This is a genomic window from Acetobacter zythi, assembly GCF_963921165.1.
Taxonomy (GTDB): domain Bacteria; phylum Pseudomonadota; class Alphaproteobacteria; order Acetobacterales; family Acetobacteraceae; genus Acetobacter.
This window is the reverse complement of record NZ_CAWUEO010000012.1, coordinates 362,291-389,090: the sequence shown is the minus strand read 5'-3', so window position 1 is coordinate 389,090 and position 26,800 is coordinate 362,291. Positions and strand designations below refer to the sequence as shown.

Here is a 26,800-nt window from a genome sequence, read left to right as displayed (position 1 = left end):
GCCCGTGGTTAGACTACGCCACGCACGACGGGAATCTCAAGGTCGCGTATTTTTTTACGTAAGGTATTTCTGTTCAGCCCCAACATGGCGGCGGCCTTGATCTGGTTGCCCCGTGTTTCCGTTAACGTCATCTGGATAAGCGGACGTTCCACTTCAGCAATAATGCGGGCGTGCAGATCGTGCAACGGCATACCTTCGCGCCCGGCCTCCAGATACCGCGCAATATGGCGCGAGACTGAATCGACCAGTGGTTCGGCCACCTGCTGCCTGTCCGGTGCAAAGTCGCTGGCCAGAGGGTCCGCCAGTTCCGCATCCACCAGTTCCGCCGTAATGGTCTCCTGCGAGTACAGGGCCACAATCCGGCGGATCAGGTTTTCGAGTTCGCGCACATTCCCCGGCCAGCGCCATGCCTGCAGGCGGGTCATTGCCTCCTCGTCCAGCATACGGTAGCCGCCGCCTGCCTCGCGGCACTGTGCCAGAAAATGGCGGGCCAGAAGGGGAATATCCTCGCGCCGCTCCCGTAGGGGAGGCAGGCGCAGGGGCACTACGTTCAGGCGGTAGTAAAGGTCCTCGCGGAATGTGCCTGCCTGAATGGCCTGCCGCAGGTCCCGGTGGGTGGCCGCTACAATCCGCACATCGGCATGCAGGGGGGTGGAGCCACCAACCGTTGTAAACTCCCCTTCCTGCAACACGCGCAAAAGACGGGTCTGGGCCTCTTGCGGCATATCCCCAATCTCGTCCAGAAAAAGCGTGCCGCCAGATGCCTGCTCAAACCGTCCGGGCATCCGGCCCAGATTACCGCCACGTTCATAACCGAACAGTTCGCTCTCGATCTGCTCACGCGGGATGGCGGCCATGTTGACGGCAATAAACGGTCCGCTACGGCGGCGGCCATATTCATGCAGGGCACGGGCTACCAGTTCCTTGCCGGTGCCACTCTCCCCCGTGATCATAACGGTCAGATCCGAGGTCGTCAGCCGCGCAATGCTGCGGTAAATCCCCTGCATGACCATGGACTGCCCGATAAGCGGCAGACGCTCCTCCGGCGTGGGGGCTGGGGCGGGTTTTTCCGCTTCCTGCACCGGGGTTGTTAGCGCGCGCGCCACAACCGCAAGCAGTTCCTTAAGGTCAAACGGCTTGGCCAGATATTCAAACGCCCCACGCTGCGTGGCCTTTACAGCCGTTGTGAGCGTGGACTGCGCACTCATGACAATAACGCGCAGGTCGGGCCTGATCTGGCGGATGCGGGTAACAAGCTCCAGCCCGTTACCATCAGGCATGGCCACATCGGTAATAACCAGATCGCCCTCCCCTTCCTGCACCCACTGCCACAAAGTGGCGGCATAAGGCGTGACCTGAACCTGATACCCCGCGCGGCCAAGTGCCTGCCCCAGCACAGTGCGAATGGACCGGTCATCATCAGCAACAAGAATGGTGGGCAGTGGTGTCATGCGTTTAAAACCAGAGGAAAAGCAACAGGGAAAGGCTTATCAGGCGCAGGGGAGCCTCAGGTCAAGGGAGGCCAGCCCTTTCTTCCGCAAGTGGAAGGAAAAGGCTGATTTCCGTCCGGCCGGGGCGGCTTTCCACTTCCATAACCCCGCCGTGGTCATCCATCACCTTCCCCACCAGCGCCAGCCCCAGCCCGCTGCCATTGACCTTGGTGGAAACAAACGGTTCAAACAGATGCGGGCGAACTGTTTCCGATATACCCGGCCCCGTGTCCCTTATGGTCACCACCAAGGGCAGATGCCGCCACTGGGTGGTGCCCGGAGCGGTTATGCGAATACCCGGCCGGTAGCTGGTGATGAGGGTAATATCCCCCTCCCGCCCTGCCTCACGCAGGGCTTCAGCCGCGTTTTTGACCAGATTGAGCAAGACCTGAACCAGCCGGTCCTTATCTCCCCACACATGGGGTAAGGAGGGGTCATACTGCTCTATAATCCGCAGGCCCCTGGCAAAGCCGTTACTTGCCAAAAGCTTTACGTGTTCCAGCAGGCGGTGGATGTTCAGGGCGCGGTAATCCATCTGCGCTTCACCAAACATGCCCATCCGCTCGACCAGCGCATCTATGCGGTCCACCTCATCACAGATCAGGGTCGCAAGGTCGCGGTCCGCATCGCCCACGGCCTGTTCGAGCAACTGGGCCGCGCCCTTTATGCCAGAGAGCGGGTTACGCACCTCATGCGCCAGCATGGCCGCCATGCCAGACACACTCCGCGCCGCCGAACGGTAAACCTGCTGCTGGTCCAGCACACGGGCCGTAGAAGGCAGATGGAATGTGAGCAGCAGATGCCCCGGATGGTCCAGCACTTCCGCCCCCTGCACACTCACCCCCTCATGGTGGAAGCGGGGGGAACTGAAGAGCAGGTCATGCTCGGTCACACTTCCGCCGCGCTGGCGCAAATGGGCGAGCAGGAGGTAAATCGGGTGGTCTGGCGGAGCAATTTCGGCCATGCCGCCAGCCTTGATCTGGTGGCGGGACATGCCAAAAAACTCTTCCGCTGCCATATTGAGCGCAAGAACGGCGTCCCCCGCCCCGACTTCGAGCACCGGAACGGGCAGGCTGTCCAGCAGAAGCGCCACGTCAGGCTCTACCCTGTCTGGCGCTTGTGTGCTCACGCCGCGTGGGCCTGTTCGTGCTGGCGGGCCGTTTCCTGCCGGGAGGCACGGGGTTCGCGCTGCGCACCGGCGGCAATCTGCTGGTCATAAAATTCTGCAATCTGAGCCACGGCCTCTTCGGGTGTTTCCACCTTGTTGAACGTCGCACGGAACGCAGCCGAGGCAGGTAGCCCGGCGGAATACCAGGACACATGCTTGCGGGCCAGCCGCAGGCCGGGCCGGGGGCCAAAATGTTCCAGCATCATGTTGTAATGTTCAAGCACAATGGCTTTTTCCTGCGCCAAGGCGGGGTCGGGCATATCCTCCCCCGTGCGCAGGGCATGGGCAACCTGTGCCAAAAACCACGGCCGCCCGTAGCAGCCACGCCCGATCATAACCCCATCCGCACCGGACTGAGCCAGCGCGTTGCGCGCATCGGTTGTGGTCAGAATATCTCCGTTCACAATAACGGGCAGGTCCACCGCATTTTTTACGTTGCGTACAAACGCCCAGTCCGCCGTGCCGTTATAGAACTGCTGGCGGGTACGCCCATGCACCGTAATCATGCGAATGCCCGCATCCTGTGCAATACGGGCCAGCACGGGCGCATTCAGGTGTTCGTGGTCCCAGCCCATACGCATTTTGAGCGTAACCGGCACGGGCACGGCCTTGACCACCGTTTGCAGCATACGCTGTGCAGCGGCCTCGTCCCGCATCAGGGCGGAACCGGCCATCTGCCCTACGGCTACTTTTTTAACCGGGCAGCCAAAGTTGATGTCAATCAGGTCTGCCCCACGGTCCACGGCAATGCGGGCGGCCTCGGCCATGGCCTGCGGGTCGCACCCGGCCAACTGCACGGCATTGGGGCCTCCGGCATCGGCCACTTCGGCCATGCGCAGGGTTGTGTCGTTCTCACGCACCATTGCCCATGAGGCAATCATTTCGGAAACAACAAGACCGGCCCCAAGCTTGCGCACCAACCGCCGGAACGGCAGGTCGGTCACGCCAGACATGGGGGCCAGAATTACTGGCGTATCCAGAACAACACCGCCCAGATCAATCGGACGCAGCAGAGGTTGCGTTTGCACAGTCATTTCCATTTGCCTACGAATTAGGCAGAAATACCGACCCACGCGCCCCTGTGCAATGTTTTTCGTCGGTGTTGGCCCGCAAATCCTTACGGAACCAGCACGCTTACCGTAGCGGCACAGGCAATCCCTTCTTCCCGCCCGGTAAAGCCCAGACGTTCGGACGTTGTGGCCTTGACCGAAATCCGCTCCACATCCACTTCCAGCAGGGCTGCCAGACGCTCGCGCATGGCCTGCGCATGGGGGCCAATTTTGGGGCGTTCGCAGATCAGGGTCAGGTCCGCATTGACCAGCATGCCACCGCGTTCACGAATACGCTGACCCGCATGGATGAGGAAGCGCGCACTGTCCGCATCCTTCCATTCGTTCTGGCTGGGGGGGAAGTGCCTGCCAATATCGCCTTCGGCCAGAGCGCCATAAATGGCGTCGCACAGGGCATGAATACCCACATCCGCATCGGAATGTCCGGCAAGACCGTGCGTGTGGGGAATGGTAATCCCGCACATGATCAGCGGACGCCCTTCCTCAAACGCATGCACATCGTACCCAAGGCCCACACGCGGCAGCAATGTGGGGCCAATCAGCCTTTCAAGACGCACCAGATCAGCCTCATATGTCAGTTTGATATTATCTTCATCGCCGGGCACCAGAGCCACGCTCAACCCGGCATCTTCAAGCAATCTGGCGTCATCGGTGGCATTAAGCGAAGCCGCGGCGCGGTGCAGGTCCAGGAACAGGCCAAAGCGGAAGCCCTGCGGCGTTTGCGCGCGGAACAGATGGTCACGCGGGACGGTACCATCAATCACGCCATCTTTTTCACGCTTGAGCGTATCGGCCACCGGCACGGCGGGAATAGCACCGGGGTGTTCGGCCAGAGCGGCCACAACATTGGCCACAAGCTGCCCGGTTACGTAGGGCCGCGCCCCATCATGCACCAGCACCAGATCGGGTTTTTGCTCCGGCGGCAGGGCGTCCAGCGCCTCCAGCCCGGCGCGCACGCTGGCCTGCCGGGTTTGCCCACCCTGCACAGGTGGCAGCACGGCCAGACCGTCCAGCGCTTCGGCCAGAGAGGGCGGGTCGCCTACAGGCTGAATGGTGGTGACATGCGGCAGCAGAGCCTGCGCGGCATGACGGATAACGGGCTGGCCAGCAAGCAGCACGTACTGCTTGGGCGTGGCGCACCCCGTGGTGGCGGCATAGCGGCTGCCTGTACCGGCAGCCAGTAGAATGGCAGCTACTCGCATGCCCGAAGCAATGGAGCCACACCCCTGCCCCGTCAAGCCTGAAAATGGGAAAGCGAGACATCCCGCCAAATGTGCGCCCACCACGGGGCAGGCAGCACTCCGCCTGCCGGGCAGGGTGCGCCAGCATGGCTGTCTTCATCACACCTTTACGGTGGTTTTGCCCCATATGGGGGGCATGACCAGCAGTGTGTCAGGGCAAGCTTTCGGGCCTGAGGGTTAGCGCAACCCCGCCCCTGCCACAGACTGGCATATTGCGGTGTTTTAGAGAGCGGCGTCCCCTGTCTCCCGCGTGCGGATACGGATGACACGAGCGAGGTCACTGACAAAAATTTTGCCATCCCCGATCTTGCCCGTATGGGCCGCATCCAGAATCGCTTCCAGAACCTGATCAAGCAGGGCATCGCTTACAGCGACTTCCACCTTGATCTTGGGCAAAAAGCTGATCCGGTATTCAGCTCCACGGTAAATTTCCGTCTGCCCTTTCTGGCGACCAAACCCCTTAACTTCGGAGACAGTAATCCCCTGAACACCCAGCGGCGCAAGCGCTTCGCGGACATCATCGAGTTTAAAGGGCTTTATAATGGCGGTAATCAGCTTCATACTGCCTGCAACTCCCTGCTGCAAAACATTTCCATGACGTTACGATGTTGGCACAGTTAAACACCAATTGCCAAGAGCTTTGATGCACCTCAAGGCACGATGGCTGGTTTTGTCGCACAGGAGGGCGCATAGAGGGGCATGATCTGCAACAGCCTGCACGGGCTTTTTGGGTTTGCCGCCTGCCAGATGTGTGAATTTTAAGGAAAAAACCGCATGAGCCCAATCTCACCCGACGCCAAGGCAGACCACGCCAGCACCACACACCCGCATGTGGCGGATGTGGATGTGTGCATTATCGGCGCAGGACCTGTTGGCGCGGCTCTGGCGTGCCGTCTGGCTCGTGGTGGCATGCGGGTCGCCGTGGTGGACAAGGCGGCCCTGCCCCCCATGGAACACCCCGATCTGGATGGGCGGGCATACGCCATTGCCGCAGGCCCCAAGGAGTTTCTCGAAAGTGCCGGGGTCTGGGACCTGCTCCCCGCCGCATCCTGCCCGATTGAGGAAATTCTGGTCACGGATGGTCGTCCGGGCGAACCGGCGTCTTCCCTTTTCCTTGAATTCACGCGTGAGGATGCCACCCAGCCATTTGGCTGGATGGTGGAGGCCCGCGCACTGCGTGTGGCACTCAACAAATGCCTGACCACCACGCCGGGCGTGACCGTTCTGGCTCCAGCGGAAGCAAAAATTACCCGCACGGACCAGAACGCGCATGTGCAACTCCTTGATGGCCGCAGTTTTAACGCCCGCCTGATTGTGGCCGCCGATGGCCGCAGGAGCCGCCTGCGCTCCGAAGCAGGCATTCCCCTGACCCGCCTGCCTTATGGCCAGACAGCCATTGTGTGCGCCATTGCGCACGAATTCCCGCACGATAACAGTGCTCTGGAGCACTTCCTGCCCGCTGGCCCATTTGCCCAGCTCCCCATGACCGGCACGGACGAACACCCCTATATGTCCGCCATTGTGTGGAGCGACAAAGACGGTGTTGCCGAACGCTTTGCCGCTCTGCCGGACGACGCCTTTGCCCGGCAAGTCGAACGCCGCATGGGCAATACCCGCCTTGGCCGCGTAACTCCCGTGGGGCGGCGCTGGACTTACCCGCTCTCCGCCCAGTACGCCGCACGGTACACAGATACACGGCTGATTCTGGTGGGGGATGCCGCACACGGCATTCACCCCATTGCGGGTCAGGGCCTCAACCTTGGTTACCGGGATGTTATCCACCTGAGTCCGCTGCTGCTGGACATTCACGCACAGGGCAAGGACCCCGGCGCGCCTGCGGTTGTTGCGCGTTATCAGGCCTTGTGTCGTCCGGCCAATATGCTCATGCTGGCGGCTACAGATGCGCTGGACAGGCTGTTCAGTAATGACAACCCCATTCTTCGTCTGGCGCGTGATCTGGGTATTGCAGGCGTGCACCGCTTTCCCGCCCTACGGAAAGCCTTTGTAAAGCACGCCATGGGTTTGTAATTGCGGAGTAGCCGGGATGCAGGACGGTCTTGTTGCCTCAGTCAGTTCCAGCCATTTTGGAGAGAGCAGCATGATGTGCGCGCCACAGCTCACTGTGCTGTGGCAGAAAATGACGCAGGAAGCATGCAGTTGCCATGACCCGCTGGTCCGTGGGCTACTGGCAACTGGTGTGCGCAGCCATTCCAGCTTTGCCTCCGCCCTTGCGGCCCTGATCGGCCGCAAACTGGGTGACCGCTCCGTGGCCGCAGACGCGCTTTCCGAACTGGTCAAGGAAAGCTTTGACGCGGAGCCTGATATTGTCTGCGCGGCAGCGGCCGACCTGCTGGCCATACGGGAGCGAGACCCGGCCTGCCCGGATTTTGTAACCCCGTTCCTGTTCTTCAAGGGGTACCATGCCGTGCAGACCTACCGGGTGGCGCGCTGGCTCTGGCTGTCCGAGCGGCGGCATCTGGCCCTGCACATGCAAAGCCGGGCATCGGAACTGTTTGGGGTGGATATTCACCCCGCCGCCCGCCTTGGCCGCCGCATTCTGTTTGACCACGGCACCGGCATTGTGGTGGGCGAAACATCCATTATTGAAGACGATGTTTCCATTTTGCAAAATGTCACTCTGGGTGGCACCGGCAAGCATTGCGGCGACCGCCACCCCAAGGTACGCCGAGGTGTGCTCATTGGCGCCGGAGCCAAAGTTCTGGGGAATATTGAAATTGGCGAAGGGGCCAAAATTGGCGCAGGCTCCATTGTGCTTGAACCCGTCCCCCCCTTTACCACCGTGGTTGGCAACCCTGCCCGCAAGGTTGGTGTGCGCCACAAAGGGATGCCTGCCCTGAACATGGACCAGACACTCCCACCCATTGATTACATTATCTGACACACAACACGTATGGGGCCACACCACAGCCCCATACGTGCCTCCCAAGCACACGGGGTTTGATGGCCCTACAATCTGCGGGTTTGCAGATAGCCCACCCCAGAAAAACATTTTGACCTGAACGCAAAAAGGGGCGCCACGTTTTCTGGCCGCAAAGCCACGCAAAAAAGGGCGGAGCATAACCCCACCCTGACAATAACAGACAGATTTGATGAAATGCTGGCGCGCCCTATTGGATTCGAACCAATGACCCACAGCTTAGAAGGCTGTTGCTCTATCCAACTGAGCTAAGGGCGCGAAATAGCCCCTTCCGCATAGAGGGAAAGAGGCTAAAAATCAATGCGTCCAGTTCTGGAGCCGTTTATAGCCAAAATTATCGGCATAAACCTTGGGACGACGATGCCGCTGAATGGGCTGCTCCACTTCGTAAGCAATTTGCTCACGTTGTGCATAAGCCTCGGCCGCTTCGCATGTGTCGAACAGAAGGCGGAGCTGGGACTGGGTATCCGCACTGCCAGTCCACCCCATAAGAGCATCCTGCCTGCGTGGGGCACTCTGCCCGTACTCGAACACCCATTTGCGGGTGCCGACCAGACCGGACTGACCGGCTGGCTTGGATTGCTGATAAATACGCGCTGGCATGGTGTGCCTCCCGCTTTATTTATGGTCGGGGCGCCCGGACTCGAACCGGGGGCCTCGTGTACCCAAAACACGCGCGCTACCAGGCTGCGCCACGCCCCGAACAAGCGGGAAACTAGGCGTCTAATTATAAACTGGCAACCCTACCGCGCTAAAAAAATTACTCCGCACACTCTTTTTTGTTGCTGACCAGTGGCGGAACGAACAGCGGAGCCGTATCCCACGGAAAAAGAACCCACGTATCCTGCGGGACTTCCGTAATAAACAGGTCCGTCAAGGCCTTACCGGCGGGCTTGGCATACAGGCAGGCAAAATAGGCTTTGGGCAGACATTCGCGCACAAAACGCGCGGTAACGCCAGAATCGACCAGATCATCAATGATCAGGAACCCTTCCCCATCACCTGCTGCTTCGGGAGCTTTGATAATCTGGGGCTGCCCCATTTCCTCTTCATCGTAGGTTACGACGGAAATGGTTTCGATCAACCGACAGCCCAACTCCCTTGCCGCAATAGCTGCGGGGATCAGCCCGCCACGAGTAACAGCGACAATACCCTTAAAAGGCATTTTGGGCACAAGGGCCGCCGCCAGCGCCCGGGCATCCCGATGCAGTTGCTCCCATGTCACCGTGGCATAATGCACAGCCATAAACACCATCCTTTATCATCAAGCAGCAGGCCGGGCCTTACCCCTTGCCTTTATGCGCCCTCTTTAGCAGGAAGATGCGCCAGTTCCTACAGAGTGTTGCGCTCGCGCAATCACCCCTTTGTCACAGGGGATGGTTTACCAGCATGCAGGTAACGGGCATGGGCGGTTTATAGGGGGTTAGTCCTCATGATCTCCACCGGGGGTCTCACCGATCCGTTCCAGATATTCCGGCTCACCATAATCGCCGATGTCTTCATCCACTTGCATGCGCACAACAACGGCACCGGCAACATGCAGGATACCAGCACGAATTTTGTCTACCCGCCTGCGCGCATCCTCCACACTAGGGCACACAATAGGCGTGCCAGCCCGTAGCGCGCCCCCCTGCTGCACAAATGGCTGAAACACGATCCGCTCCGCTACCGCCATAACACGCCTCACACATGCAATATGTTCTTCTTATGTTCTAACATATCCACCGGACGGGACAAAGGCAATATTGCGCCTGCGTACGCCACAAGCCCCTTTACCTTTGCACGCTAACACCCGCCGCCATGTGGGGGAGCGGCATGCCATACTGCTCCCCGTAGCGTGTAGCGAACACATCGCGCTCCAGCCGCTCGCAATAGTCCAGATACCGAATGAGCGCTTTTTCCGCCCGCACGGTTGGGCCATAACTCCGTTTGTAATGCCGCCAGAGCATGAGCACATTCACCGACCATGCATCATAACTATGCTGGCTTACGCGCTGCCTTATGCTGGGGGGCAGAGCATCAAACGCCTGCCAGTCATTCCCGTCATACCTCCGCCAGACTTCATGGCGGAGTGTGCGCTCGTTGGTACGGACCTGCCCCCCGGTCATTGCGCCACCGGCTCCATCTGCCATGTGGGGAATGGGTCTGGCAGGTTGGCAAACTCACTTGCATCAAAAAGGGTTTTCTTTGTATCGGGCACAAGGCATGCGTTCAGGGCTGCGCGAATGGCCGCCTCGTCCATATCCCCCGTGCCAATGAACACCATTTCCTGCCTACGGTCACCGTAAACACGGTCCCATCTGGAGACCAGCGTATCCTGCCATTGCGTATCTTCTGGCCAATGTTCTGGAGGAATGGCAACCCACCAGTGCCCAGCGGCCTCTGTTTTTACCAGAGCGCCTGCCTGCCCAAGCTCCCCCACCCACATGGGCCGGGTCGCCAGCCAGAAATACCCTTTGCTTCGCACTACACCGGGCCATGCATGGTCTATAAAAGCCTTGAATTTTTCAGGAACAAAAGGCCGCCGCGCCCGAAAAACAAAACTACGGATACCATATTCCTCCGTTTCGGGAACATGGTCTGCAAAACCATAAAGCTCTTTGTACCATAAGGGGTTTTTATGTGATTTTTCATAATCAAAGCGGTGCGTGTTCAACACCTTGCCTAAAGGCACCACGGCGTTGTCTGTTTCCACAATATCCGCATCGGGGTTCAGGCTCATAATAATCTGGCGGGCAGATGTGCGCTGCTCCGCCGTAGCGCTGGAAACCTTGTTCAGCACCACAACATCTGCAAATTCAATCTGCTCCACCAGTAAGGAGACCAGTGCGCGGTCATCCTCATCCCCCGCGCTTTCCCCCCGGTCCTTGAGAAAATCAGTTGAGCTGTAATCGTGGAGCAGATTGACCGCGTCCACCACGGTAACCATGGTATCCAGCCGGGCTATGTCCGCAAGGCTGGCACCGTCTTCATCCCTGAATTCAAAAGTTGCCGCAATAGGGAGTGGTTCTGCAATACCTGTGGATTCTACAAGCAGGTAATCAAACCGCCCGGTCTGGGCCAGCCTGCGCACCTCCTGCAACAGGTCATCACGCAGGGTGCAGCAGATGCAGCCATTGCTCATTTCCACCAGTTTTTCGTCCGTGCGGGACAGGTCACTCCCATCGCGCACAAGATCGGCGTCTATATTCACATCGCTCATGTCGTTCACAATGACCGCCACCTTACGGCCTGTGCGATTATTGAGAATATGGTTGAGTAGCGTTGTTTTTCCGGCGCCAAGAAAACCGGACAGAACGGTAACGGGCAATCTGCTGGGCATGGAAGGACCTTATTGTTGCGACAACACTCCTCCCGCTATATACGTTATGGTATAACATAACAATTATTGCTTAAAACTAAAGCGCCAAAACCCCGTTCTGGACGACAGTCCATTGCAAAAAGGGGGGAGCATGCCCCCCTCCAATACCGCCCGATTATGGCGCGTTCAGATGTGTGTAAAGAATGGAGCAGCCAATGCCGATGAGCGCCACACCGCCCAGAATTTCGGCATAACGGCCAATCCACACACTGGCATGTCGCCCAACAATCACTCCCAACGTGGCCACAACGGTGGTGATGCCACCAATAATCAGGCAGGCGGCCAGAATGTTCACACGCATAACGCCAAGGCTAACCCCGACAGCCGTTGCATCTATGCTGGTGGCCAGTGCCGTTGTGACCAGTCCAAGCACACCTCGGCCCTGACGGGGTTCCACCGCTGCTTGTTCGGGGGGTGTCTGGTCCTCGTTTTTCAGGGCAAGGCGGATCATGTTGCCGCCAATGACCAGCAGCAGACCAAAGGCAATCCAGTGGTCAACCGCTGCAATCCATGTGCTGAGCGCCAACCCCAGCACCCAGCCGATAACAGGGGTTATGGCTTCAAAAAAACCAAACACAGCGCCAATGCGCACGGCATCATTCAGACGGGCATGTTGCTCGGTCGCACCTTTACCAACAGCCGCGGCAAACGCGTCTACTGACAGGCTGAGACCTAGAACACCCAGCGTGAAAAAACCGGTCATGAGAATTCCAAGGGCCGCAAGAAACACAAACAGCAGATGGAAGTCCCCCGGCCGCATCTGGGGTATCCACTGCCGTTGGTCTTGCCTGGCGTTTTTTATGCAAAAACGCTGCCTTCACCATGGCCAAAAGGCCAAGTATGTTGATGAAGGCCCCTCAAAACTGAGGGTAACTACTCCCCAAGGACGGAGCGATGCCTACCAAGCACGGAACAAGATTGCAACCCTTTGTTTATCCGCTTTTCATCCACAGGCTTACCCACGCAAGCATCCTCAGAATCTGTGGATAACACGGCTCCCCTCCGCGTTCTGGGGGCTTTGGCAGCCACCCAGAACAGGCCAGAGTTCAGCGCGCCATACCTGATGAGATAACGCCACTGACCACACCAGCAATAATACCGCTGGTAATACTGGTCAGCAGGAACTGGTTGCCATACTGCATCCAGCGGTAACCCTGCGGGGGAGCATACAGCCCACGGTGGCTGCGCCAGTCATCCACATACCAGCGGCTGTTTGCGGGGCCGTCATATCGTTCGCCACGCTGCCAATGGCGGTTCATGTCATAATGGTCGGAATCAAAGCCCGGCCTGCCGGGGCCATTGCGACCACCATTGCGGCCCGGCCCACCCTGCGCAGGTGGAGGCGCTTTGTGCATGCCCCCACTACCGCGCGGCCCCTGCCCGCCTTGCCCACCACCGGGACCGCCGCCGGGGCCACCCGGCCCCATGCCCTGCGCATGAGCCGCAGACCCCACCAGCAAAAAACCATTCATCATCACGGCAAGAAGGAGCTTTGTGTTCACCTGAATGTCTTCCTTTTGGGCCAGAACCGCGTGCAGCGTTAACGCCTGAAGTTTGCTGACCTTTGCAGCACCATTATGGCGCCTGAGTATGGCATTAAACTCCACCATGCCGGTAGGGTTCCACCCATACCCCGCCGTTATGCCCGCGCCATTTGATCACAAAAAAACCACCAGAAAACTGGTGGTTTTTTTCAATGCCCAGAGCATCCGCCCGGATTTTACCAGGAATAACCTATGCTGGCCTGCGCGTTGCGCCGCTCGCCATACCAGCACCATTCATCATAAGGGGCATAACCGTAGCAGCTTGCCACATAGCGTTTATTAAAGAGGTTGCGCACACTGGCCTGTAGCTTCCAGCCCTTAAAGGACGAACCCAGATTGGCCATATCGTAACTGATCGACCCGTCAAACAAAGTGTAGGCTGGAACCGTAACCGCACCATAAGACGCCGTGCCACCATAGGAGGAGGCAACATGGCGCACCCCGCCGCCAAACCCGAAGCCTTTCATCCGACCGGACTGCATAGTGTAAAACGCAAACAACGATGCGTTCCCTTTGTTCGCGCCAATCAGCGGCTGGCCTGTTGAATCGTCCTTAACGCGCTGGGTGCTCACAGCCGCGGTCACATCCAGCCCTTTATACGCCTCTACATGCGCTTCAAATTCAAAGCCATCGGAGTGGACCTTGCCACTCTGCGTGGAGTAATTGGCGTTAGGTACCGAAACCAGAACACCCGTCTGTTCAATATGGAACCCGGCGGCAGAGAGCAAAACTGGCAAACCGGGAACCTGATACTTAAACCCGCCTTCAAGCTGTTTGCCCATGCTTGGGTCAGCCTGATGCGTGTGCACCCCGCCATCGTTCGATACAACCCCGGCCTGTGGCTCAAAAGAGGTTGCATACGAAATATAGGGAGAAAGCCCGAAGTCAAAATGATACAGGCCAGATGCGCGGAACGTAATCTGTTCGGGGTCTTCCTTACTATGCGTTTTCTGAATGTAGTCGTTCTGTTCGCTACGGTACCAGTCATTGCGCAGGCTACCGGTCAGATACAGATTTTGAATTCTGATCTGATCCTGCGCGTATAAGCCAACCTGATGCTGGTTGGTCACATAATTATTGCTCGCAGTCGGAACAGTATAGGACTGCCCATAAACCGGGTGCAGCACATTGATGTTGGGAACCCCTGCCCCCCAGCCGTAGAGTTCGGTGGCATGGCTTTGCTGGTAATCAAACCCCACCATAAGCTGGTGATGCAGAATGGAGGTGTTAAACCGCCCCTTGACCTGACTATCGAAGGCAAGGTTCTGCATGCGCTCGTTTGCAAAATTGATCCCGCGTGAAAAATTACCGAGCTGTTCCTGCTCCATATGGCGGACATAATTGCTGTCCAGAAAAACGCCATCGCTATAAATACTTTTGTATTTTGTACGAATGTCGTCATACCGCCCGCGGGATGCAACGCTCCAGTCCTTGTTGAACTCGTGGTTGAAAATGTAGGTTATGGCTCCGTGGTTACGGTTGAACTCCTCATAAGAGTGTTCGCCATCATAAAAATTCTGCGGCACGTAACCAAAAGCTGCTTTTTTGAGCGATCCCTGAAGAGGAACCGAACCATAGGCCCCACTTTTGGGGTCATACTGATAATTGCCCAGCAGCGTAAAGGTGGTAGGGCCGTCCCCCCCAAATGTTATGGCGGGGCTAATGCTGTAGCGCCGATTAACGGTCTGGCTTAGCTGGCTGTGCGAGCCGTTGACCGTGCCATACAGGCGGTAGCGCACAAAGCCATCCTTGGTGGCAAAGCCGCCAACATCCCCATCCACACGGTACAGGTCAAAACTGCCACCTGTTGCATTCAGGCCGCCATAAAACTTGTCCGCCGTGGGCAGTTTGCTCGACAGGGCCACAAGCCCACCGGGGCTGGACTGCCCGTACAACGCCGAAGATGGCCCTTTGAGCACCTCTATACGGTCAAGGCGGGACGTATCGGTCTGGGCGTTTGCATAACCCGTGGGGCTGCTCTGCTCCTTAAGACCATCCAGAAAAGTGGGAACCGTAAAGCCACGCAGGGTAAACTGGTCGTACCGTGTGGCCGTTGCGCCGCGTTGGTCGGGCAGCACACCGGCAATATAGCGAATGGCCTGATTAAGGCTTAACACACCACGGTTATCCATTTCGTGTCGGCTGATCACGGTTATGGACTGCGCCGTGTTCACCAGCGGCGTATTTGTTTTGGTGCCAGAGGACGCCATGGTAATGGCTGTGCGCGCACGGCCGACCACATCCACCTTTTCGTTCTCGGCCTTAACGGCAGCCCCGGCACTGTCCTGCACAAGGGCTACGGATGTTGCAGCCGTGCTTTTGAAGCTCAACCCCGTACCAACCAGCATTCTGCCCAACGCGTCATGCGCACTCAACGTGCCTGACACACCGGGGGAGACCAGATTACGCGCAAGGGATGTGGGAACGGAAACCTGCACCCCCGACTGGCGCGAAAACTGGCGCAAAGCCGCAGCCAAAGGCTGAGATTCAATATGGAATGTATGCACCCCCACTCCGGACAGGGGCGCTGTTTGCGCGACTGCGGGCAGACTTGCCGTTGAACAGCACAAAAGCCCCCCCAGAGCGTACCAGCCAGCGGACAGGTTTTTCAAACGGCGACCAAACAAAATGTGATGCATCTTTACACCTGATAAACAACCATCGGGCTATGGCAGGAATAGCCAGAACCGACAGTGAGATGCATTCGCAACTCCCTGCATACAGACTTAAGACTCACCGCACCGTCTTTTACCCACCCCCCACGCACAAAAAAAAATCAGGGAACGCCGGATGTTATGACCAGACCATTGCCCGGCAGGTGGGTCAGCTTTAAGCCGCGTCCATTGATAAGGGATAAAATTGCATCATCCGGGTGGTCGCTCCGCAGCACGGCATCCACCCTGTCCATGCCGGTCGTATTGGCCCAGACCCATGTTGGCCCGTGGCGATAACGCGCAACAAGCCGTATGGCCTCGGCCACGGTCTGGTTGCGAATAACAAGTTCGCCATACCGCCAGGCGGCCACGTCCTCCGGGTCTACGGATGGGTCACGCACAACCTGCCCGCCGTACATATAATGGGCTGCCTGCCCCACTTGCAGGTCTGTCTGCCCCGCACTGTTCAACTTGCGAACAAACGCATGGCCTTGCGTGACCGCAATATCCACCCGGTTTCTGTCCTGCCCAACAAAAAAGGCGGTTCCCACGTCCTGCGTTACGCCATCCGCCGCCATAACGCGGAATGGCCTTGCATCCCCATGGTGTACTTCCACCCAGAGCCGCCCCGCCAGCAGGTCCACCCTGCGTTCGTTTTTGGTAAAATGCAGGGCAACGGCGGACTGTGCATCCAGCGCCAGAGTGGAACCATCGGGTAGGGTATAGGTCGCAACCTCCCCCGCATGGGTCAGGTAGTCCGCTCGCAAATGCAGGAGAATATCGGGCAGAAAAAACAATACCGCCCCCACAACCGCCATAACAGGCAGCATGGCCGCCCAGCATTTTTTCTGTTTCCATACCTGCCGCGGTCTGGCGGGCCTGTGTTGCGGCTGTGCGTGTGCCAGAACCTTTTCAAACATCTGCAGGTCCCGCCAGAGCAGACGCTCGGCCTCAAACGCCTGCCTGTGTTCCTCCGCCTCCGCCAGCCATGCTTTTGCAGCGGCAATGCTTTGTGGTGTGGCATGGCCAGACGCCAGCACAATAACCCATTCACGGGCTTTGAGTCGTGCTGGAGACTGAGAACTTAAAGCGGACACGCAAAAGACCTATTCTTAATATAAATATGCACACTTACAGCATACTTCTGTAAAAAACTGCTTTATCCTGATTTTTATGCTCAGGAAGGGCCTGCGTCCCGGTTCATGGCGATAATATCCAGAGCACGGCGCATATGCCGTTCCACCGATGTTGTGGAAATACCCAGCTCCACGGCAATACGCTGCTGGGGTACACCCTGAATGCGGTTCAAATAAAGAATATACCGTGTGCGTTCAGGCAATGAACTGATCACATGATCCATATGCTGAATATGTTCGCGTCCTATTGAGACCCGCTCGGGAGAAAAACTCTCCATGCCACCATGCAGCAGGTCCTGTGCGTCCTGCTTGGCCTGATCATGCCGTTTTGCGCGCATTCTGTGGGTTTTGGCCGAATTGAGTGCTAAGCGGACAAGATAGGGCTGTGGGTTTTCTATGGAGCGGTCGTCTTCCACCCCCTGGAGTTTGATCCATAACCCCTGCACCACATCCTCCGCCTCGGGGCGGCTTCCCACGATCTGCTTGACCATACGGACAAACACCGAGCGTTGGGAAATCAGAAGTTGAGACAGGGTAAGTGCGTTGGACCGCATAAGCCTAGGAACTCTGGGAGACTGAGGATGCCGCCCAATACCGCATATGCGACTCAATATCAATTACATCTCATTCATCCCACGCGCCTGTGGCTTTGCCACCCCCGCTCCCAGCGCGCGCATCTATACGCATATGATTTATCTGTTCTTTAATAACTACTTAAATCATACCGTCTATTCACATGACATTCCTGCAAATTTGCCAAAACGGAATTGAAAAGCCAAAATATATTCTGTATTTTATGCAAAATTTTAGAATTAAAAGAGATTCTTTTGCTTCACTCCCTTACGTCCCGGATCGTCTTTGTTGGCTCCATTGTCAGCGTTAATCTGGTCTGCCTTTCTGGGCTGCTGCTCTCGGCCTCCAACAGCATGATCGCCAGCTTTGAATGGAATACCCACAGGCAGAAAATAACCGAAGTTGTTTCCGAAACCCTGTCCGACCTGCGCGAAGCACAGGCGGAGGAACGCGGCTTCCTCCTGACCACGGACGCCTCCTTCGCCAAGGATTTTGACGACCGTGTTGCCTCGGCCTTAGCCAAGGTCAACATGCTGGAACAACTGGTTCAGGATAACCCCATACAGCACGAGCGGGCACAAAGCCTGCAAATTGCCACCAACGAACGCATAGACACCCTGACCAAACAGATTGCCCTCGCCCGTCAGGGCCGGTTTGATGAGGCCCGGTCCAGAGTTGTTATTGGTCAAGGCCGTGTGGACATGGCCATTATTGCCCAAAAAGCGGACGAGATCCGGCAGACAGAGCAGGAACTGCTGATCGCGCGTGAAGCCACGGCCAAGGCGCATGTCAGCTGGAACAGAAAACTGGTTATTGGTGGCTGCCTGATTATTGTTCTGCTGGTGAACGGTCTGCTGTATATTGTGCTCAACGGCATGCGCCGCTCAGTCAGCCAGATCGTGCGGGCCATGTCCGATTTTGGGAATGGCAACCGCACCGTGCGCGTTGATGACAAAATGGGCTGCACGGAATTTGATATGCTGGCCCAAGGTTACAACACCATGGCCGAACGGCTGGACGCCGCCATGCAGGCGCAGGAAGCAAGCGACCACAAACTGCTCAAGGCCAATACAGAACTCAAACGCAACAACGAAGCCATGGAACTGCTGGGCGAAATGGCCCACCGGCTACAGGCCGCCCGCACCAGTGATGAACTTTCGGCCATTATCTGCGCTTTTGTGCCGCGCGTGCTGCCCGGCATACCCGGCGCGTTATACACCCACAACCACACCACCAACCAGCTTGAGCGCATAGCGCAGTGGGGTGCGGCATCTGTTGGCTGTGATGGTCTGCACCCCTCATCGTGCTGGGCGCTGCGGCTGGGGCAGAGCCACTCCGTCTCCTCCCCCGGAGGGGATGTGGTGTGCCAGCATGTGGACAGCGATGTCAGCATTTACCATTGCGAACCCCTGTTTGCGAGTGGCGAGGTCGTGGGGCTTTTGTACCTGCAAAGCCATGTGGAGGAAGAAAACCGCTTCCGCCTTGTGGCGCTGGTGGAAAACATAGCCTCTGCTCTGGTCAACCAGAACCTGCAAAAAGACCTGCTGGAACAGACAGTCCATGACCCGCTGACGGGCCTGTACAACCGCCGCTACATGGAAGAAACACTCAATGCCGAAATTGCCACGGCCAGCCGGAACAACACCGAACTGGGCCTGATCATGGCCGATATCGACCACTTCAAACACATTAACGATGAATTCGGGCATGATGCGGGGGATATGGTCCTGCGCACCATTGCCAACGAGATTCAGAATTCCTTCAGGAGTAATGACATTGTCTGCCGCTTTGGGGGCGAGGAATTCCTGATTATTACCAAATCCCACCCACTGCACACACTCATCCAGCGGGTGGAGGACCTGCGGAGCAGCCTGTCCCGGCTGGAGTTGCACTATAACGGGCGCGCACTTGGCAAAACGACCATGTCCTTTGGGGTCGCCATGTGGGACAAATCCCTGAGCACAGAAACATCGGCCATTATCCGCAAGGCCGATACGGCCCTGTATCAGGCCAAAAAAAATGGGCGGGACCGGATTGTGGTCGGCTAAAACCCGCCACCTGCCGTGCAGCCCCTGAGCGGGCTGCACCACTCGGCCAGCCCCTTCCCTCTTGATCTCCCATCCTATCCGACCCACTCTAGGCGGAAGCAACAGACCGTCTGGCGCATTCAAAGCCCTACGCCGCGCAACACCATTGCCGCGCGCAGGGGCTTGCGCAAGGACAACACCGGGCAACGTAGGACAGCACCATGGACCTTCTGCACACTCTCACGCACCGCCATACAACCAAGGCATACGACAGGGAGCGCAAGATACCCGCACCCGTTGTGGCGCAACTGCTCGAAGCCCTGCGTTACAGCCCTTCCTCGGTCAACTCCCAGCCATGGCACTTTTTTGTTGCTGATAATGATGCAGGCAAAGCCCGGATTGCCAAAGCCACCAGTGGTCCTTTTGCCTTTAATGCGCCTCGGGTCATGGATGCATCACACGTTATTGTTCTGTGCGCGCGCAACACGCTCCCACCCGAATACCTGCAAACTCTTGCTGATCAGGAACAGGCCGACGGGCGCTACGCCAATGCGGATGCCCGCACACAGGCGCACAAAGGGCGCGCAGGCTTTGTCGGGCTGCATGAACAGGCAGGCGACGTACCCACATGGACACAAAAACAGACCTATATTGCACAGGGTTTTCTGCTTTTGTCCGCAGCCCTCCTTGGCGTGGACGCCACCCCGATGGAAGGCTTTGACGCAGCTATTTTGAGCAAGGAACTGGAACTGGCGGACAAAGACCTGTCACCCGCTGTTCTTGTCGCTCTTGGCTACCACTCGGATGCCGACTTTAATGCCCGGCTCCCCAAATCCCGCCTGCCCGAACACGCCACTTTCTCGCATATCTGACCCACCCTTTCCCTCCTTGGGGCAAAAAGGAGGGAAAGCCCCCACGGGGCATGTACGGGGTGTGCCTGTGTTTTGAACAGAACATGCCCCACAGACCCCCAACACAATCGGCGGCAGAGAATACGCAGTCTGCCGGGTTACGACCCACCATTGGTGTTGATCGGGTCATCATTGATTTTCATTTTTTTAACAATCTGGGCCAGTTCACGCGCATAGGCGGTTTTAACATTGGTCACAGCCTTACCCACCCGCTCCTTGGGGTGTTTTTGGCATTCGTCCCGTATGGCTTTGGACAGACCCTTTGTCACTTCGTCCGGCGGGCGGGACTCTATCATTTTGTCCCCCGAATACTCCTCATGCTCGGAATTGAGGTAGTCTATGCATATCCCGTTCGCGTTGTTTGTTGTCTTCTGCATCAGCGCTTTATAGTCCCCGTCCTCCTCATTATCCTGCGCCAGCACGGGGGCCGCACACACCGCAAGCACGCTGCCCAGAACAAGACCTATAAGCTGTTTACGCATGGCTCACGCCCCCTCAATTTCCTGCCCATTGTGGCAGATCATACCCTATTCGGCACTCCCGGACCTCACTGGTCGGCCTTGGCAGAGCAGCACCGGGTCTGCCCCTTGCCAGCACAGGCCTGCGGTAACAGATACCACAGGTTCAGAGCACTGACGTGGGCAGGAGTGTTCCCGTTTGCGGTAACGCATCAAACATGCGCGAGAGAACTGCCATGGCGGGCATAAGCGCCCCCGTATCGGGGCGCGTACACAGGCATAATGTTTCCCTCAACCTCAGATTATCAAGGGCATGGAAAGATAAATTCCCTCCGGAGAGGTCATGAACAACATCCAGCCATGTCAAAAAACCCATGCATTCACCACGCTTTATGTAATCCCGTATAAGTTTGACTGAATTCGTGTCCATTATAACCCGAGGTTGCACGCGCATGCGCGTAAACTCCCCTTCCAGCCTTGGCCAAAGGGACAGGGAACTATCTGGCAGGCACAAAGGCAGATCCGCACCGGCAGACAGCAAAGCAGACCCATTTGGCCCAGATGGGGCAAACTCAGCCGAGGTGATTAAACCAATGTCATAATCACGCTTTTTGCGAATAAGAATATCCTGCTCGTCCATAACATTAAAGGCAATAACCACATCCAGCTCCCCCATACGGAGTTGATGGATAAGACTGCTGGTATCGGACACAATAACTTTAAGGGCCGTTGTGTGCGTTTGTAATTCCGGTTGCGCCATAACAAACGGTAAAAGACATTCCATAATACCCAAGCGCAGGCGCGTTGTATTGGGCTGCGAGATAATGGCCCGCAACTGCCGTTCCGCATCAATCCACTGCGTGGCCTGTTCCAGTAATTTTTTACCGGCTTCGGTCAGGCTACTACCTTGGGGGGTACGGGTCATTAACGGCGCCCCAAAGGCGCGTTCGAGCATTTGCATCTGTCGGATCAGGGCGGATGGCGCAACATTCAGCACCTCGGCTGCGCGCCGGACCGAGTTATGGCGGCTGATTTCCACAAAAGAAAGGAGTTCGCGCGAAAAGGCCGACATTCTTCAAAATCTCCCGCGTGTATAAAAAATCAGAACACCGTTGACAATTCATTGCGCTATAAGAACAAGAACGCAATCCTTAATATCCAGAGCTTCCTTGCCGCGTATTTTTTATGGGAGCACGAGCGTGTCCACAGATCTCCTACTGTCCCCCACCCTTACGGCGACCGACCGGGAGTTACTGGAAAGAACGATCCAGATTTCCGAAGACAGCAAAAAAAACGGCAATCACCCGTTTGGCGCCCTGCTGGCATCGGCTGATGGAAAAATCCTTCTGGAATCCGGCAATACCGCTGCTACGGACCGTGGTACGGGCCATGCCGAACTCAACGTGGCACGCAAGGCGTCTGCCATGTTTACGGCTGAGTTTTTATCAACCTGCACACTGGTCACCTCCGTGGAGCCATGCTGCATGTGTGCGGGCAGCCTCTACTGGGCAGGCATTGGTCGCCTTGTTTACGGCATGACCGAAAAACGCCTTGCAACCCTGACCGGCGATAACCCGGAAAATCTGACTATGAACATGCCCTGCACTCAGGTTTTTGATGCAGGGCAGCGCAAGGTTATTGTTGTTGGCCCCGTGCCGGACATGGAAGCCCAGATCGCCCATGTGCATGAAGGGTTCTGGTAAGAGCATGATGCGCGCCCCAACGCCACAACTTTGCAAAACATCTGACCCGCACGGGGTCGATGCGGTTCTGCCCATAACACGCATGCTGCCTCTGGCGGTGCAGCACGTTATGGTCATGTATATGGGCGCCATTACTGTTCCGCTCGTTATCGGGCGTGTGCTTGCGTTACCTGCGGCACAGACGGCCACCCTTATTCAGGCGGACCTGCTTACAAGTGGCATGGCAACATTGCTGCAAACAGTTGGCACACGCTGGCTGGGTGCGCGCCTGCCGCTTATGCAGGGGGTTTCGTTTGCAACGGTATCGTGTGTGATTGGCATTGCCTCCTCCCCCACCTTCGCCCAAAGCCAGCAGAACGAAGGGCTACGCACGGTCTATGGTGCGGTTATTGTTGCGGGGCTTGCCGCAATACTGGCAGCCCCTCTGGGCCGATATGTCATGAAACTTTTTCCACCCATTGTGGTTGGCACATCGCTCGCCATTATGGGCCTCAGCCTTTTGCCTGTTGCGGTTAATGAAATAGCCGTGGGCACAGGAATACAGGCGGGCACAAACATGCTTGTCGCCATGAGCGTATTTGCCTGCGCCATTGCTTTATCCATTGCAGGGCGCGGTGTTTTCAAAAACCTTGCAGTTATTATTGGCGTGGCTCTGGGTCTGGTTGTGGCCTTTTTTGCAGGTCAGGTATCGCCCCACCTCAGGGGTATGCCGCCGTTGCTCGCACCCGTTGCGCCGTTCCCTCTGGGGTGGCCGATCTTCCACCTTATGCCATCACTGAGCATGATCGTAATTGTTGCCATTACATGGGTTGAATCCGTGGGCGATGCAGTTGTTGTAGGGGAAATGACCAACCGCCCCGCCACACCAGAACGGGTGAGCAAACTTTTGCGCGCGGATGGTGTGGCCACACTGCTGGGCGGCATTATGGGGTCCTTCCCCTATACTGCTTTTTCCGAAAACGTGGCTCTATTAAGCATTACGGGCGTGCGCAGCCGGTGGATTGTGGCCCTTGCTGGCGGCATATTGTGCGTTCTGGGCTTTTCCCCCTTTCTGGCCGCAGCGGTTGCAGCGCTGCCACCCGCTGTTGCAGGAGGAGCTGGGCTGATGATTTTTGGTACCCTGATGATGGTCGGCATACAAATGCTGGCATCCCTTGGGCTGGAACCGGGGAACAGGCCGTTTATTGTGGCTTCGGTCAGTATTGTTCTGGCTATGGCCATTGTACTAAAACCCGATTTTTTCTGCTTTATGCCACAATGGACGCAATCCGTGCTGCAATCCCCCGTGGTTACGGGCTGCCTGAGCGCTATAGCGCTCAACATCATTCTGTCCTTCAGCGCAAAAAACAGATAATACCGGAGGTGCAAAACCCTGCCATATCTGCCTGCACAATTAACTTTTTAATAATCCCTTCACGCCATCCTGCACCTATATTTTTGTAGTGCAGGACCACCCGATGACAACGATCAACACCACCCAGCCAGCAAGTCTGTCGCGCGATCCATCGGACCTATCCCTCACTACGGCACAGACCCAGCCCACCACCAGCACGGACCTGTCGGGCGCGACCTCCCCCGTGCAGATCACGCTCTCTCAGGCGGGGCTTGATTTTCTTGCCAACACATCCTCTGCGGCCAGTGCATATCTGGCCTCCGCGCAGGAGGCGCTGGCCCGGCTGGATCAGCTTGCAAAATCAAACCATACAACCGCCAAAGAACAAGCGGCAGAACGGGTGAACATTCTTAAAGCCCAGATGCGCCAGTTGATGCAGCTAAAAGCCTTGATGTCCCCCAAGGCGCTGGCTCAGGAACTGGCTCAACTTGCCCGCCAACTTGCCGCCGCCGTGGCGCAATATACGCAAAGCGGTGGGAGCGACGCCGCCGTAGGCAATGCGGTGCTGGCAGCGCCACAAACTGCCACACAATCCTCCCCCGAACCCCAGACCGCCACCCAGACACAAGCAGCGCCCCTAGCACAACAAAGCGATATGGACGATGCAGGCAATAACACCCCATCGGGTAGCGGACAAAGCACTACGCCCACAGCCCTATCCAACACGCAGGACAAGAATAATCAGGAGTTTGCCCAAGCGGTGCAGGAGTTATCCAGCCAGATGAAAGCCCTACTGGAAGACAGCAAACACCGGTTGAAACAACAGGGAGCCACGCCTGATACCGATATTCAGGCGGCCCAGAACGCACTTGAGAACGTGGACCAGTTAGCAACAAAAATATAAAGCAATTTTAGTATACAGGCTGATCCATACTCAGGACTTACCGCAACAACCGTCCATTCCCCCACATGCAAAACGTGGCCCACAGGCGTCTATAGTGTTCTCAACACCACGCCTTTTAGAACGCATGGATGGCTGACCATCCTGCCTGCACAATAGAGGGAAAAGCTCATTTTTGGGAGAACAGACAAAGCCGATAGAACCAGAAAACGCCATCTCTGGACTTACCCCACCAAAAGCAGTTATGGGACATTCCATGAGATGGTTTGCAACAAGTATGATCTGCCGCCTGCTCGGACATAAATGGGGAGCATGGCAGCGCCAGCAGTCTTGGGACGGCAGCGGAGAATTCCAGCACCGCAAATGCATGCGGCGTGGATGTCTGGCCACGGAGCAGCGGCGGACTGGGTAACCGGTCCACCCAATGCGGTTGGTCTACCCTCAGACCTCAGAACACGTGCCGGACTTATCCTGAATGTCCTGAAAAAACGTTCTGAACGGGCCAGACAAAGCCTTCTGTCGTGATGGGTGGAGAAAGAAATAATCATCCCACGGGCTATTTTTTATGTCATTCGACATAACGACCTGACCATCCTTCAGGCGGAACATCCTGTAACCAAGCGAGAGAAGATAATCTCTTACATTTTCAGCAGTTGTTTCAAATGCTGTTTTCAATGAAACCGGGTGAATTTCTATAAGGATATTGGGAAGGCTTTTTTCTATTATGGCTTTCCCGCCTTTTAGAACCTTTTCTTCCGCGCCTTCCACATCACACCGAATAAAATCGATCGACGCAATTCCGTGTTCTGCACAAAAGTTATCAATAGTGTTGGCCTGCGTGACCTGTTCATTAACATCAATAAACTTTACGTCTTCGCGTGTATACTGCCCATGATTATTTGAGATACATGCAAAGGAGCGACCAACGCGTTTATTCATTTTTATGGGTGTCAAAAGCTTCAAAAGCTCTTTCTGGTCAGACAAAGCCATATTATAGGCTTTTACATTTTTCATCCCATGTAAAAAAATCATGTTCTTAAGAAGGTAAAAAGTTCCCAGTGACGGTTCAAAGGCATAAATAGCTCCCTGAGACGCCAAGCGGGACATAATAAGCGTATGCCTGCCATCGCTCGCGCCAATATGGAAACAAACGTCTTTTTTACCGATAATGTATTTAAGAAATGCAACTTCAGGCTCAAAGTTTACGCCTCTTACATTAAGAAGATAAACCTTGATGGATTTATGTATAACATCCAGATTAAGTCTGTTTTTTACACTGTTAAACACCTGAAGCATCTTTCCTCGTTGCTCAAATCCAGCTTTACAAGCTCAGATAATTAAGTGAAACATGGCGTAAACCATGCTTCATCGTTGGTTTTTGAGCACCGAAACGCAGGCCGTATTGAGACGTTACCACCCACGGGGCTTTTGGAACCGTTCTTCATATTTTATATGAAATGGGAACCCAACATAAGGTCTCTGATTAAAATATTTTTAGAGTTCCCATCTCCCCCAAGCACGGGACAACAAGCGGTAAACGGCGTGCATGGCAAACCCTGCCGGCTTCAAAATCGGGTATTGTACAGCCCCACTCGCTCACGTATCGCAGCAAACACCATTCAGCAGCACATTCAGCGCTGCGCTGACAGGCTCCTTCCCAACTTTTTCTTCAAGAAGCTGCCCACCAATCACCAGCATAGCCAGACCATGCACCTGCGCCCAACAGGCCGCCGCCTGACCACTGATGGGAATGGGTCGAAAACTGCCATCGCGCTGGCCTTCTTCCAGAAGCTGCAAAAGAATATGGAATGTCCGCATGGCTGCATCATGCAAAGGCTGGTCGACTGTTTTGTCTGCATCAGCACTAAACATCAAGCGGTAAAGGCCGGGGTTGCACAAAGCAAAATCGATACAGGCCTGAGCACCAGCCATAAATTTTTCCCGCACGGACAATCCATCTGAAAACATGGCGCGGGTCATGGTTTCCGCCAACCGCTCAAAACCAATCCGGGCGAGTTCGCGGAGTAGTTCTTCCCTATCACGAAAATGCTTATACGGCGCTGCATGGCTTACACCTGTGCGCCGGGCTACCTCCCTGAGTGTAAAGGTCCAGTTCTGGTCCGTGGCCAGCATATCGAGAGCCGTATCAATCAGCGCACGCCGCAAGTCGCCATGATGGTAGGAGCGGTCTTTTGTTTCACTCATTCGCAAGACCTATGTTTACACAAGAAACTTTAGTTGACACCAGAGCGGCATTCTTCATACCCTGCCTTCATAAGTTTCTCCTGTAAA

The 26,800-nt window shown here is 56.4% G+C and carries 26 protein-coding genes, 2 tRNA genes and 1 riboswitch; of the genes, 7 read left to right on the top strand and 21 right to left on the bottom strand.

Annotated elements, in window-relative coordinates:
* Window positions 1-8: 8 nt before the first annotated feature.
* The 5 genes from ntrC to AABE20_RS07405 form a co-directional block, all read right to left on the bottom strand.
* The gene (gene ntrC, locus AABE20_RS07425) at window positions 9-1,451 is read right to left on the bottom strand and encodes a nitrogen regulation protein NR(I) (RefSeq protein ID WP_338332491.1); all 1,443 of its coding nucleotides are present in this window, start codon (window positions 1,449-1,451) and stop codon (window positions 9-11) included.
* A 61-nt stretch (window positions 1,452-1,512) separates the two neighbouring features.
* Entirely contained in the window at window positions 1,513-2,619 is a 1,107-nt protein-coding gene (locus tag AABE20_RS07420) for a two-component system sensor histidine kinase NtrB (RefSeq protein ID WP_338332490.1), read from the bottom strand.
* The gene (dusB, locus tag AABE20_RS07415) at window positions 2,616-3,686 is read right to left on the bottom strand and encodes a tRNA dihydrouridine synthase DusB (protein WP_338332489.1); all 1,071 of its coding nucleotides are present in this window, start codon (window positions 3,684-3,686) and stop codon (window positions 2,616-2,618) included. Before dusB ends, AABE20_RS07420 begins: the two co-directional genes overlap by 4 nt.
* 89 nt (window positions 3,687-3,775) lie before the next feature.
* Complete coding sequence (gene ispF / locus AABE20_RS07410; protein ID WP_338332616.1) at window positions 3,776-4,930, bottom strand: 2-C-methyl-D-erythritol 2,4-cyclodiphosphate synthase; 1,155 nt, start codon at window positions 4,928-4,930, stop codon at window positions 3,776-3,778.
* A 261-nt stretch (window positions 4,931-5,191) separates the two neighbouring features.
* Window positions 5,192-5,530 (bottom strand): P-II family nitrogen regulator, encoded by a 339-nt coding sequence (locus tag AABE20_RS07405; protein WP_086638005.1) that lies wholly within the window; start codon window positions 5,528-5,530, stop codon window positions 5,192-5,194.
* A 213-nt stretch (window positions 5,531-5,743) separates the two neighbouring features.
* On the opposite strand from AABE20_RS07405, the gene AABE20_RS07400 reads away from it, so the two are divergent.
* Window positions 5,744-6,997 (top strand): UbiH/UbiF/VisC/COQ6 family ubiquinone biosynthesis hydroxylase, encoded by a 1,254-nt coding sequence (locus AABE20_RS07400; RefSeq protein ID WP_338332488.1) that lies wholly within the window; start codon window positions 5,744-5,746, stop codon window positions 6,995-6,997.
* Between the two features lie 70 nt (window positions 6,998-7,067).
* A complete protein-coding gene (gene cysE, locus AABE20_RS07395) occupies window positions 7,068-7,868 on the top strand; it encodes a serine O-acetyltransferase (protein WP_242012447.1) in 801 nt (266 codons plus the stop codon).
* Window positions 7,869-8,088: 220 nt separating this feature from the next.
* Here cysE and AABE20_RS07390 read toward each other — a convergent pair.
* The 12 genes from AABE20_RS07390 to AABE20_RS07335 form a co-directional block, all read right to left on the bottom strand.
* Window positions 8,089-8,165 (bottom strand) — tRNA-Arg (locus AABE20_RS07390).
* Window positions 8,166-8,204: 39 nt separating this feature from the next.
* Window positions 8,205-8,510, bottom strand: a complete 306-nt coding sequence (locus AABE20_RS07385) for an ETC complex I subunit (protein WP_338332487.1) — start codon at window positions 8,508-8,510, stop codon at window positions 8,205-8,207.
* 22 nt (window positions 8,511-8,532) lie between these two features.
* Window positions 8,533-8,609: transfer RNA gene (locus tag AABE20_RS07380), tRNA-Pro, on the bottom strand.
* 58 nt (window positions 8,610-8,667) lie between these two features.
* Entirely contained in the window at window positions 8,668-9,153 is a 486-nt protein-coding gene (gene gpt / locus AABE20_RS07375; protein WP_165990739.1) for a xanthine phosphoribosyltransferase, read from the bottom strand.
* A 177-nt stretch (window positions 9,154-9,330) separates the two neighbouring features.
* Complete coding sequence (locus tag AABE20_RS07370) at window positions 9,331-9,561, bottom strand: hypothetical protein (RefSeq protein WP_338332486.1); 231 nt, start codon at window positions 9,559-9,561, stop codon at window positions 9,331-9,333.
* Between the two features lie 118 nt (window positions 9,562-9,679).
* The gene (locus tag AABE20_RS07365; RefSeq protein ID WP_338332485.1) at window positions 9,680-10,039 is read right to left on the bottom strand and encodes a DUF6525 family protein; all 360 of its coding nucleotides are present in this window, start codon (window positions 10,037-10,039) and stop codon (window positions 9,680-9,682) included.
* Window positions 10,012-11,229 (bottom strand): zinc metallochaperone GTPase ZigA, encoded by a 1,218-nt coding sequence (gene zigA, locus AABE20_RS07360; protein WP_338332484.1) that lies wholly within the window; start codon window positions 11,227-11,229, stop codon window positions 10,012-10,014. Before zigA ends, AABE20_RS07365 begins: the two co-directional genes overlap by 28 nt.
* 154 nt (window positions 11,230-11,383) lie before the next feature.
* Window positions 11,384-11,971, bottom strand: coding sequence for a manganese efflux pump MntP (locus tag AABE20_RS07355; protein ID WP_338332483.1), 588 nt, complete (start codon window positions 11,969-11,971; stop codon window positions 11,384-11,386).
* Window positions 11,972-12,058: 87 nt separating this feature from the next.
* Window positions 12,059-12,162, bottom strand: a riboswitch (yybP-ykoY riboswitch).
* Window positions 12,163-12,314: 152 nt separating this feature from the next.
* On the bottom strand, window positions 12,315-12,878 hold the full coding sequence (locus AABE20_RS07350) for an RcnB family protein (protein ID WP_338332482.1): 564 nt from the start codon (window positions 12,876-12,878) through the stop codon (window positions 12,315-12,317).
* A 110-nt stretch (window positions 12,879-12,988) separates the two neighbouring features.
* Window positions 12,989-15,160 (bottom strand): TonB-dependent siderophore receptor, encoded by a 2,172-nt coding sequence (locus AABE20_RS07345; RefSeq protein ID WP_408740798.1) that lies wholly within the window; start codon window positions 15,158-15,160, stop codon window positions 12,989-12,991.
* Between the two features lie 428 nt (window positions 15,161-15,588).
* On the bottom strand, window positions 15,589-16,563 hold the full coding sequence (locus AABE20_RS07340) for a FecR family protein (RefSeq protein WP_338332480.1): 975 nt from the start codon (window positions 16,561-16,563) through the stop codon (window positions 15,589-15,591).
* 80 nt (window positions 16,564-16,643) lie between these two features.
* On the bottom strand, window positions 16,644-17,156 hold the full coding sequence (locus tag AABE20_RS07335; protein ID WP_338332479.1) for a sigma-70 family RNA polymerase sigma factor: 513 nt from the start codon (window positions 17,154-17,156) through the stop codon (window positions 16,644-16,646).
* A gap of 273 nt (window positions 17,157-17,429) precedes the next feature.
* Between AABE20_RS07335 and AABE20_RS07330 the strand changes: the two genes are divergently transcribed.
* Both AABE20_RS07330 and nfsB read left to right on the top strand, forming a co-directional pair.
* Window positions 17,430-19,223, top strand: a complete 1,794-nt coding sequence (locus AABE20_RS07330) for a diguanylate cyclase (RefSeq protein WP_338332478.1) — start codon at window positions 17,430-17,432, stop codon at window positions 19,221-19,223.
* Window positions 19,224-19,423: 200 nt separating this feature from the next.
* Complete coding sequence (gene nfsB / locus AABE20_RS07325; RefSeq protein ID WP_338332477.1) at window positions 19,424-20,074, top strand: oxygen-insensitive NAD(P)H nitroreductase; 651 nt, start codon at window positions 19,424-19,426, stop codon at window positions 20,072-20,074.
* Between the two features lie 137 nt (window positions 20,075-20,211).
* On the opposite strand, the gene AABE20_RS07320 is transcribed toward nfsB, so the two are convergent.
* Together AABE20_RS07320 and AABE20_RS07315 are read right to left on the bottom strand one after the other, a co-directional pair.
* A complete protein-coding gene (locus AABE20_RS07320) occupies window positions 20,212-20,595 on the bottom strand; it encodes a hypothetical protein (protein ID WP_338332476.1) in 384 nt (127 codons plus the stop codon).
* A gap of 142 nt (window positions 20,596-20,737) precedes the next feature.
* Window positions 20,738-21,643 carry a LysR family transcriptional regulator gene (locus AABE20_RS07315; protein ID WP_338332475.1) on the bottom strand — a complete coding sequence of 302 codons (906 nt, stop codon included), beginning with the start codon at window positions 21,641-21,643 and terminating at the stop codon, window positions 20,738-20,740.
* Between the two features lie 127 nt (window positions 21,644-21,770).
* On the opposite strand from AABE20_RS07315, the gene AABE20_RS07310 reads away from it, so the two are divergent.
* From AABE20_RS07310 to AABE20_RS07300, 3 genes are all read left to right on the top strand, one after another.
* Window positions 21,771-22,274 carry a nucleoside deaminase gene (locus AABE20_RS07310; RefSeq protein WP_338332474.1) on the top strand — a complete coding sequence of 168 codons (504 nt, stop codon included), beginning with the start codon at window positions 21,771-21,773 and terminating at the stop codon, window positions 22,272-22,274.
* Window positions 22,258-23,628, top strand: coding sequence for a solute carrier family 23 protein (locus AABE20_RS07305; protein WP_338332473.1), 1,371 nt, complete (start codon window positions 22,258-22,260; stop codon window positions 23,626-23,628). The genes AABE20_RS07310 and AABE20_RS07305 overlap by 17 nt, the downstream gene beginning before the upstream one ends.
* A gap of 103 nt (window positions 23,629-23,731) precedes the next feature.
* Window positions 23,732-24,511, top strand: a complete 780-nt coding sequence (locus AABE20_RS07300) for a hypothetical protein (RefSeq protein WP_338332472.1) — start codon at window positions 23,732-23,734, stop codon at window positions 24,509-24,511.
* 438 nt (window positions 24,512-24,949) lie between these two features.
* On the opposite strand, the gene AABE20_RS07295 is transcribed toward AABE20_RS07300, so the two are convergent.
* Together AABE20_RS07295 and AABE20_RS07290 are read right to left on the bottom strand one after the other, a co-directional pair.
* Window positions 24,950-25,804 (bottom strand): FkbM family methyltransferase, encoded by an 855-nt coding sequence (locus tag AABE20_RS07295; protein WP_338332471.1) that lies wholly within the window; start codon window positions 25,802-25,804, stop codon window positions 24,950-24,952.
* A gap of 300 nt (window positions 25,805-26,104) precedes the next feature.
* Window positions 26,105-26,713 (bottom strand): TetR/AcrR family transcriptional regulator, encoded by a 609-nt coding sequence (locus AABE20_RS07290; protein ID WP_338332470.1) that lies wholly within the window; start codon window positions 26,711-26,713, stop codon window positions 26,105-26,107.
* Window positions 26,714-26,800: the final 87 nt, after the last annotated feature.

Bases quoted from the DNA above. Each gene is read 5' to 3' on its own strand.
- gpt (WP_165990739.1), bottom strand. From the start codon at position 9,153: ATGGCTGTGCATTATGCCACGGTGACATGGGAGCAACTGCATCGGGAT.
- AABE20_RS07385 (WP_338332487.1), bottom strand. From the start codon at position 8,510: ATGCCAGCGCGTATTTATCAGCAATCCAAGCCAGCCGGTCAGTCCGGT.
- nfsB (WP_338332477.1), top strand. From the start codon at position 19,424: ATGGACCTTCTGCACACTCTCACGCACCGCCATACAACCAAGGCATAC.
- AABE20_RS07335 (WP_338332479.1), bottom strand. From the start codon at position 17,156: ATGCGGTCCAACGCACTTACCCTGTCTCAACTTCTGATTTCCCAACGC.
- AABE20_RS07405 (WP_086638005.1), bottom strand. From the start codon at position 5,530: ATGAAGCTGATTACCGCCATTATAAAGCCCTTTAAACTCGATGATGTC.
- AABE20_RS07320 (WP_338332476.1), bottom strand. From the start codon at position 20,595: ATGCGTAAACAGCTTATAGGTCTTGTTCTGGGCAGCGTGCTTGCGGTG.
- AABE20_RS07295 (WP_338332471.1), bottom strand. From the start codon at position 25,804: ATGCTTCAGGTGTTTAACAGTGTAAAAAACAGACTTAATCTGGATGTT.
- AABE20_RS07365 (WP_338332485.1), bottom strand. From the start codon at position 10,039: ATGGCAGATGGAGCCGGTGGCGCAATGACCGGGGGGCAGGTCCGTACC.
- cysE (WP_242012447.1), top strand. From the start codon at position 7,068: ATGATGTGCGCGCCACAGCTCACTGTGCTGTGGCAGAAAATGACGCAG.
- ispF (WP_338332616.1), bottom strand. From the start codon at position 4,930: ATGCGAGTAGCTGCCATTCTACTGGCTGCCGGTACAGGCAGCCGCTAT.
- zigA (WP_338332484.1), bottom strand. From the start codon at position 11,229: ATGCCCAGCAGATTGCCCGTTACCGTTCTGTCCGGTTTTCTTGGCGCC.
- ntrC (WP_338332491.1), bottom strand. From the start codon at position 1,451: ATGACACCACTGCCCACCATTCTTGTTGCTGATGATGACCGGTCCATT.
- AABE20_RS07355 (WP_338332483.1), bottom strand. From the start codon at position 11,971: ATGACCGGTTTTTTCACGCTGGGTGTTCTAGGTCTCAGCCTGTCAGTA.
- AABE20_RS07400 (WP_338332488.1), top strand. From the start codon at position 5,744: ATGAGCCCAATCTCACCCGACGCCAAGGCAGACCACGCCAGCACCACA.
- AABE20_RS07315 (WP_338332475.1), bottom strand. From the start codon at position 21,643: ATGTCGGCCTTTTCGCGCGAACTCCTTTCTTTTGTGGAAATCAGCCGC.
- AABE20_RS07305 (WP_338332473.1), top strand. From the start codon at position 22,258: ATGAAGGGTTCTGGTAAGAGCATGATGCGCGCCCCAACGCCACAACTT.
- AABE20_RS07290 (WP_338332470.1), bottom strand. From the start codon at position 26,713: ATGAGTGAAACAAAAGACCGCTCCTACCATCATGGCGACTTGCGGCGT.
- AABE20_RS07300 (WP_338332472.1), top strand. From the start codon at position 23,732: ATGACAACGATCAACACCACCCAGCCAGCAAGTCTGTCGCGCGATCCA.
- AABE20_RS07345 (WP_408740798.1), bottom strand. From the start codon at position 15,160: ATGCTGGTTGGTACGGGGTTGAGCTTCAAAAGCACGGCTGCAACATCC.
- AABE20_RS07350 (WP_338332482.1), bottom strand. From the start codon at position 12,878: ATGGTGGAGTTTAATGCCATACTCAGGCGCCATAATGGTGCTGCAAAG.